Here is a 7260-nt window from a genome sequence, read left to right on the forward strand (position 1 = left end):
CCACGATTATCTGGTAGGCGACCGTTTCACCGTCGCCGATCTCAACGTGGCGGAGATCGTCCGTTACGCGCAGGGCCACCAGCCGCTGTTTGACGCCCATCCGGCGCTGAAAGCCTGGCTGGAGCGCTGCCAGGCCCGCACGGCATTCAAGTCCATGTGGGACAGCCGGGCCGCCGAGGCGGCGTGAACGAAGGCAGTAGCTGGGGATAGTTGGCAGACCTATCTCCGCACTCGACGTCATCCTCGGGACAAGCCCGAGGATGACGAAGCAAGCTTTTTAGCACATCACCCCTTCTCACCCGCCAGCGCCCGCTGCACGGCCGGGCGCTCGTTCATGCGCTTGAAGTGATCATGCACCTTCGGGAAGCGGGCGATATCCACGCCGTCGCTTTCCAACCAGCCGGACATGACGAATAGATAGGGATCGGCGACCGAATAGGCGGTGCCCAAGACCCATGGGCCGTGCAGCATGCCGTGCTCGATCAGTTCGAAACAATCGGTCATGGTCTGCGGCACCTTCGCTTTCATATCCGCCAGGGAACTATCCTCGCTCGCCCAGCGGCTGCCGCGCCGGCCATGCGCATGGGCGACATGCACCGTGGAGGAAAGGAAGGCGTTGAAGGCTTGCATCAGGGCGAATTCGAAGGGATCGTCGAGTGGGGCGAGTTTCTTCTCCGGAGCCATCTGCGCAATGAAGGCGAGGATGGCAGGCGTTTCCGTCAGCACCCCGCTTGCCGTTGCCAGCGCTGGCACGCGGCCTTTCGGGTTGATCTTCAGGAATGCCTCGGAGCGCTGCTCGCCCTCGGCGAAGTTGACGCGATGGGCCGTGTAAGGCAGGCCGGATTCCTCAAGCACTATATGGCTGGCGCGGGAGCAGGAACCGGGGGAGAAAAACAGTGTGAACATGGATATGCAACCTCCAGGGCAATGAGGGGCGCCCACCTCCTCGCGTGCAGACGCCAGCCCCTGCGGCGGCGATCTGGCAGACCATCACATGCAAGGGCAATCCATCATCCTGCCGGCAGCGGGCCGCGTCAAAGGTTATTTCTGAAGCGTGTCGCGTTTAACCGAAGGCATACCGCGCGCCTTATTTTTTATCTTTACGCATGGTCCGGAAGTAAAGCCGCAGCGCAGTTTTACAGGAGATGCCTCTAGAGGCCGACAACCCGGATATCGCCGACGTGGATGCCGTTCCAGTTGCGCATCTGCCGGTTTGCCATGGCAAGCAGCGCCTCGTTCTCGGCGCCATCGAAATATTTCGCCAGCATTGCGGCAATCATCGCTTCGGCCGCACGCGTCGTGCCGTCTTCGCATTTCACCGCCATGGCGATGCCCTTTTCCGGCAGTGCGGCCACGAACACGCCTTCTGCGCCGGTCTTGGCGAAAATCCTGCCCGGCGCGATCTGCATCAGCCTGGTGCAGGTGCGGCCAGTGCCCGCCACGTAAAAGGGTTCCGCCATGCAGGCGTCAAAGAGCCGGCGGGAGGCTTGCGCGCGCCCGGCCTCCAGCCCCCTGCCCGTCGCCATCTTGGCAAAACCATGCGCCAGACCCTTGAGCGGCACGGCATAAGTGGGGATCGAGCAACCGTCCACGCCGCAATTGTCATGGCCAAGCGTCGCACCCGTCAGGCCTTCCATCGTCGCGCGGATTTCCCGCTGCAGGGGGTGGTCGTAACCGACATAGCCCTTGGGGTCGGTGCCTGTGTGACAGCAGGCGCAGATGAAGCCGGAGTGCTTGCCGGAGCAATTATTGTGAAGCGCCGTCGGCTTTTCCAGCGTGCGGGCCTGATGGATGATGGTCTTCTGGTCGGAAGACCAGTGCGCGCCGCATTCCAGCGTATCCACATCCCTGCCTGCCCTTGCGAGCATGGAGGCGGCGAGCGCCGCGTGTTCATCCTCGCCGGAATGGGAAGAGCAGGCAAGCGCCAGCTCGCGATCGCCGAAGCCATAGGCATCCGCCGCGCCGCTTTCCACCAGCGGCAGCGCCTGCATGGCCTTGCAGGCAGAACGCGGGAAGACGCCACGCTCGACATCACCAGCTGAAAACACGACGCCACCATCGCCATCCACCACCACTGCAAGACCCTGGTGGCGGCTTTCGACCAGACTGCCCCTGAGGACTTCGACGGTAACGGAATTGTTCATTTTTGCGGCCTCAAAAAGTTCTGATTTTATGTCGTTGATAGCGCAATTGATTTTTCGATGCACGGGGCTATCAGTGAAATTTGCAAAACGTCTGCTGCTGGCGATTGCCATCATCTATCTGCTGCCAGCTCTGGCATCGGCGGGGTTGTGGGCCATGAGGGATCACCCGCAGGGCTGGCGTGATGCGCGCTGGTCTTCCTCCGGCACCCTGCCGCAAGCAGGTGCCGACCGGCAGGCGGCGGTTTACGTTTTTTCCGCCATGACCGGTGGCTTTAAAGGCTCCGTCGCCAGCCATGCCTGGATCGTGCTGAAAAAGCCGGGCGCGACGGCCTACGATCGCTACGACAAGGTGGGCTGGGGAATGCCGATACGCCACAATGGCTATCCGGCGGATGCCTATTGGTATTCCAACACGCCGCGTCAGGTGGTGGCCATTCATGGGGCGGCAGCGGAAAAACTGATCCCGAAGATCGAACAGGCGATTGCCGACTATCCCTATGGCAAACCGGGCGGCTATCGTATCTATCCCGGTCCCAACTCCAACACTTTCGTTGCCCATGTGCTGCGCAGCGTGCCGGAGCTCGGTGTGGTTCTGCCATCAGACGCGGTGGGCCGCGACTATCTGCCCAACGGCGCGTTTTACCACGTCGCCGACGACTGGAAGGATGCGAGCCTCTCGCTTGGCGGGTTGTTCGGCATTTCGGCCGGCGCACGCAGCGGCTTCGAGGTCAATTTCCTCGGCCTCGTCGCGGGTTTCGATTTCAGCCGGCCCGGCGTGAAGATACCGGGACTTGGCTATTTCGGAGTAGCGGGTATCCGCGCGTAAAGTCGGGTCAGGTCTCAGCGGAGTGTGCTGCGCGTTTGGCGCGGATGCTCTGGGCAATAAAAACACGCGACAGGCCGTGATAGAGCGGCTCCCGGGAGAAAAGCCGGGAGGTTAGATATCCCAGCATCGATGCCACCATGATGGGGATGACGCCGTCATGATTGCCGGTCATTTCGAGGATGATCACGAAAGCCGTCATGGGGGCCTGCACCACGCCCGCGAAATATCCCGCCATGCCGACAATGGCGCCAAGGCCGATGCTCGTACCCAGCAAAGTCGCCATCGTACTGCCAAAGCCCGCGCCCACGGACAGCGACGGCGCGAATATACCGCCCGGAATGCCCGACATCATCGCCAGAAACGTGGCCGCCAGCTTTTCGATGAAGAAGAAGGCCGGTGCGGCCTGGCCCTCGATTGCGGCGCGCGCCTGTTCGTAACCCGTTCCGAAGGTCGCGCCATCAGTTGCAATACCGATGACGGCGGAGGCAAGGCCGCAGGCGGCGGCAACCGCCAGCATGCGCCTTGACGGCATGGCCTGGGCGAAGCGCCGGATGCGCGCGGACAGGCGCAGCGCCCCCGCGCTGAACAGCGCGCCGAACGCACCGCCGCCAATGCCGCAGACCAGTACAAGCAGCCAGTCCATCATGGTTTTCGCCATGACGGAACTGGTGCCAAAGTAAGTATAGCTGCCGACCAGCGCCAGCGAGGCAAGGCCGGACAGGATGACGGCGGTAAGGACGAGGCCGTTTGCCCGGGATTCGTAGGTCTTGCTCATTTCCTCGATGGCAAACACGATGCCGGCCAGCGGTGTGTTGAACGCTGCCGCAATACCCGCCGCTGATCCGGCAAGAATAAGACCCTTTGCCTGTGCCATGCCGCCCCAGCGCGCCGCCTGAAGCATGATCGAGGCCCCGACCTGCACGGTTGGCCCCTCTCTCCCGATCGACGCACCGGACAAAAGCCCGACGACCGTCAGCGCGACCTTGCCGAAAGCGAGTTTCAGCGACAGGAGCCGCGAACGATCCGCGTCGTCACGTAGGTGCCGCGCGGCGATGGCCTGGGGAATGCCGCTGCCGCCAGCATTGGGAAAAACCGTCAGCGCCAGCCAGGCGCACAGCGTGAAACCGAGCGGCGTCACGACAAGCGGCAGCAGAAACGCCCATTCGCCGGAAGATGTTGCCGAGAAGAAAAGATGCTGGGCGCGATCCGCCGCCCAGGCAAAACCGACGCTGATAAGGCCTACCGCAATCGCGCCGATCCAGAATACTGCCCTCGGCTTCCACACCCGCCATGAACCCCACACAACACGGGAACGGCGGAGCATCTTCAGCTTTTTGTAGTCGACGGGCATGGGGATCCAGATCGGTGGTTTTGGTATTTAGCAGACGGGAAACCCGTTTATCTGCCTGCCAGCCGGCGATTGCAAGTTTTGCATTTGACTCGTTGCGACAGATGGCAGAAGCTGCGCATCGCAAATGCAACGCATGGAGAGAAAAGATGAAAACCGCAACTTTGCCTTCGCTGCGTGTAACGGCGGATTTCCGCGAGGCGGCAGAAAGCGTTCTGAAAGACGGCGAGACACTATCGTCATTTGTCGAGGATTCGGTCCGCAGGCAGGTGGAAATCCGCAAATCGCAGGCGGAATTCATTGCGCGCGGGCTGGCGTCGCTCGAACAAGCGGAGCGCACCGGTGTCTATTATAGCACCGACGATGTTCTTTCGATGATGCAAAGAAAACTCGATGCTGCGAAAGCCGCGAAACGGAAATGACATATCAGCTTCGTTATACCGAAGAGGCACTGGCGGATTTCGATCGCATCTATGATTTTCTGATCGCATACGACATCAATGTGGCCGAGAAGGCCATTCACGCCATAAGAGCAGGATTAGACATTCTCAGCGATTTTCCCTTCAGTTGCCGTAAGGCATCTTCTGAAAACGGGCTGATACGTGAACTCCTCGTGCCGTTCGGGTCATCCGGCTATATCGTGCTGTTCCGCATCGACGGCCCGGAAACAGTCACCATTGCCGCCGTTCGCCACCAGCGCGAGGACGATTACCATTGATCCTCACCGGTCGCTGACGGCCGCGCGCGGGTTTACCCACGGCTCCTGATTGGAGCGCGGCAGCGGGGTTTTGCCAAGGATGTGGTCCGCCGCCTTTTCGCCCGTCATGATCGACGGGCCATTCAGATTACCATAGGTCACATGCGGGAAGATCGAGCTGTCGGCGACCCGCAGCCCCTCCACGCCGATCACCCGGCATTCGGGATCAACGACCGCCATGGGGTCGTTCCTGTCGCCCATCCGGCAGGTGCCGCAGGGGTGATAGGCGCTTTCCAGATGTTCGCGCAGGAAGGCGTCGATCTGTTCGTCCGTCTCCACCTTTTCGCCCGGTTGGATTTCCGGCCCGCGAAAATCGTCAAAGGCTTTCTGGCCGAAAATCTCGCGCGTGAGGCGCACGCAATGGCGGAATTTTTCCCAGTCTTCCGGGTGGCTCATATAGTTGAAGCGGATGACCGGGTCGTCATGCGGATCGGCGGAACGCAGCGTGACATTGCCGCGCGACTTCGACAGGTTGTAGCCGACATGTGCCTGAAAACCATGGCTTTTCGCAGCAGCCTTGCCATCATAGGAGATGGCGACGGGCAGGAAATGGTACTGGATGTCAGGCTGTTTCAGGCCGGGCGCTGAACGCAGGAAGGCGCAGGCCTCGAACTGGTTGGAGGCCCCTAACCCGCCTTTCGACAGCAGCCATTGCGCACCCGCGACCCCCTGCCAGAACCAGGGCAGCCAGGAGTAAAGCGACACCGGCTTGGTGGAGACCTGCTGGAAATAAAACTCCATATGGTCCTGAAGGTTTGCACCCACACCCGGCCGATCCGCCTTAACCTCTATGCCCATGTCCTTCAGATGAGCGGCAGGCCCGATGCCCGAAAGCATCAGCAATTTCGGCGAATTGAAAGACGATGCCGAGACGATGACCTCACGATCGGCCCTGATGGTTTCCACCCCGCCCCTGCGCTCGATTTCGACGCCGACGGCACGGCCGTTCTCGATGACGACCTTGCGGGCGAAGCCATTGACCAGCGTGACATTACCGCGCTTCAGCGCCGGCTTCAGGTAGGCATTGGCGGCGGACCAGCGGCGGCCATTATGGATGGTCTGCTCCATCAGGCCGAAACCTTCCTGTTTGGAGCCGTTATAGTCGTCTGTCAGCTCGAAGCCTGCCTGCGCGCCAGCCTGAATGAAGGCGTGGAACAGCGGATTGCTGACCGGCCCGCGCTGAACATGCAGCGGCCCATCCGTGCCGCGCCACCCCTCTTCGCCGCCATGGCTGTGTTCCATGCGCTTGAAATAAGGCAGCACATCCGCATAGGCCCAGCCATGCGCGCCCAATTCCTCCCAGCGGTTGAAATCCTCGGCATGGCCGCGCACGTAAACAAGGCCGTTAATGGAGGACGAACCGCCGATGACCTTGCCGCGTGGGGCGGTGATGCGGCGATTGTCGAGGTTCGGTTCGGGTTCGGAGAGATAGCCCCAATTGTAGCGCTTCATACTCATCGGCCAGGCCAGTGCGGCCGGCATCTGGATGAAAGGCCCGAAATCCGAGCCGCCAGCCTCAATGACAATCACCGAATAACGGCCGTCTTCCGACAGGCGATAGGCGATGGCTGAGCCTGCGGAACCGGAACCGACGATGACGTAATCTGCTTGCATTGTTTGCTCCACCTGGGGCTTTGGTTCCGATGACTATTTCCGGCTGGGGCTTACCCCCTTCTGAAACTCAATAAGGCGCGTCCACCTTTCCCGTGCTCACATAAACCGTCTTCAGCTCGCTATAATGCTCCAGCGCCGCCGCCGAATTCTCGCGCCCGAAACCAGACTGCTTGGAGCCGCCGAATGGGATTTCCACCGGGCAGAGATTGTAGGTGTTGATCCACAGCGTGCCCGCCTCCAGCTGGTCGACCACGCGATGAGCGCGGGCGAGATCGGCGGTGAAGACGCCGCCGGCAAGGCCGAATTCGGTGGCGTTGGCGCGGGCGAGAACCTCATCCTCATCATCGAAATCCAGCACGCACATGACCGGGCCGAAGATTTCCTCGCGCGCGATTGTCATGTCATCAGTGACATCGGCAAACACGGTCGGCTGCACATAGGCGCCCTCGCCTGCAACATTGTTGGGAATGCCGCCGCCGGTTACCAGCGTCGCACCCTCCGCCTTGCCCTTTTCGATATAGCCAAGCACCTTTTCCTGCTGGGCTTTGGAGACCAGCGGGCCGAGATGGGT

The 7260-nt window shown here is 61.2% G+C and carries 9 protein-coding genes; 4 read left to right on the forward strand and 5 right to left on the reverse strand.

Features of this window, described 5'->3' with window-relative positions; genetic code table 11:
* A partial coding sequence (locus T18_RS27550) for a glutathione binding-like protein (protein ID WP_323455193.1) occupies nucleotides 1-187 on the forward strand: 187 nt, incomplete at its 5' end.
* A 98-nt stretch (nucleotides 188-285) separates the two neighbouring features.
* Here T18_RS27550 and T18_RS05265 read toward each other — a convergent pair.
* Both T18_RS05265 and T18_RS05270 read right to left on the reverse strand, forming a co-directional pair.
* Nucleotides 286-906, reverse strand: coding sequence for a glutathione S-transferase family protein (locus tag T18_RS05265; RefSeq protein WP_038490163.1), 621 nt, complete (start codon nucleotides 904-906; stop codon nucleotides 286-288).
* Nucleotides 907-1151: 245 nt separating this feature from the next.
* Nucleotides 1152-2144 (reverse strand): asparaginase, encoded by a 993-nt coding sequence (locus tag T18_RS05270; RefSeq protein WP_038490160.1) that lies wholly within the window; start codon nucleotides 2142-2144, stop codon nucleotides 1152-1154.
* 73 nt (nucleotides 2145-2217) lie between these two features.
* Here T18_RS05270 and T18_RS05275 point away from each other — a divergent pair, with 73 nt between their 5' ends.
* Complete coding sequence (locus T18_RS05275) at nucleotides 2218-2970, forward strand: DUF3750 domain-containing protein (RefSeq protein ID WP_003511884.1); 753 nt, start codon at nucleotides 2218-2220, stop codon at nucleotides 2968-2970.
* A gap of 7 nt (nucleotides 2971-2977) precedes the next feature.
* Here the strand turns inward: T18_RS05275 and T18_RS05280 are convergent, their stop codons facing one another.
* Nucleotides 2978-4321, reverse strand: coding sequence for a chloride channel protein (locus tag T18_RS05280; RefSeq protein ID WP_038490156.1), 1344 nt, complete (start codon nucleotides 4319-4321; stop codon nucleotides 2978-2980).
* Between the two features lie 146 nt (nucleotides 4322-4467).
* Here T18_RS05280 and T18_RS05285 point away from each other — a divergent pair, with 146 nt between their 5' ends.
* Nucleotides 4468-4740 (forward strand): YlcI/YnfO family protein, encoded by a 273-nt coding sequence (locus T18_RS05285; protein WP_003511882.1) that lies wholly within the window; start codon nucleotides 4468-4470, stop codon nucleotides 4738-4740.
* Nucleotides 4737-5036: a type II toxin-antitoxin system RelE/ParE family toxin gene (locus T18_RS05290; RefSeq protein ID WP_003511881.1), complete on the forward strand. Its 300-nt coding sequence runs from the start codon at nucleotides 4737-4739 to the stop codon at nucleotides 5034-5036. Before T18_RS05285 ends, T18_RS05290 begins: the two co-directional genes overlap by 4 nt.
* A 3-nt stretch (nucleotides 5037-5039) precedes the next feature.
* On the opposite strand, the gene betA is transcribed toward T18_RS05290, so the two are convergent.
* A complete protein-coding gene (gene betA / locus T18_RS05295) occupies nucleotides 5040-6689 on the reverse strand; it encodes a choline dehydrogenase (protein WP_038490153.1) in 1650 nt (549 codons plus the stop codon).
* Nucleotides 6690-6756: 67 nt separating this feature from the next.
* On the reverse strand, nucleotides 6757-7260 hold a 504-nt coding region (locus T18_RS27555; protein ID WP_323455194.1), incomplete at its 5' end, for an aldehyde dehydrogenase family protein.

This window comes from Rhizobium sp. TBD182 (genome assembly GCF_001950375.1).
In the GTDB taxonomy this organism is placed as follows: domain Bacteria; phylum Pseudomonadota; class Alphaproteobacteria; order Rhizobiales; family Rhizobiaceae; genus Agrobacterium; species Agrobacterium tumefaciens.

Bases quoted from the DNA above. Each gene is read 5' to 3' on its own strand.
- T18_RS05280 (WP_038490156.1), bottom strand. From the start codon at position 4,321: ATGCCCGTCGACTACAAAAAGCTGAAGATGCTCCGCCGTTCCCGTGTT.
- T18_RS05270 (WP_038490160.1), bottom strand. From the start codon at position 2,144: ATGAACAATTCCGTTACCGTCGAAGTCCTCAGGGGCAGTCTGGTCGAA.
- T18_RS05290 (WP_003511881.1), top strand. From the start codon at position 4,737: ATGACATATCAGCTTCGTTATACCGAAGAGGCACTGGCGGATTTCGAT.
- T18_RS05265 (WP_038490163.1), bottom strand. From the start codon at position 906: ATGTTCACACTGTTTTTCTCCCCCGGTTCCTGCTCCCGCGCCAGCCAT.
- betA (WP_038490153.1), bottom strand. From the start codon at position 6,689: ATGCAAGCAGATTACGTCATCGTCGGTTCCGGTTCCGCAGGCTCAGCC.
- T18_RS05285 (WP_003511882.1), top strand. From the start codon at position 4,468: ATGAAAACCGCAACTTTGCCTTCGCTGCGTGTAACGGCGGATTTCCGC.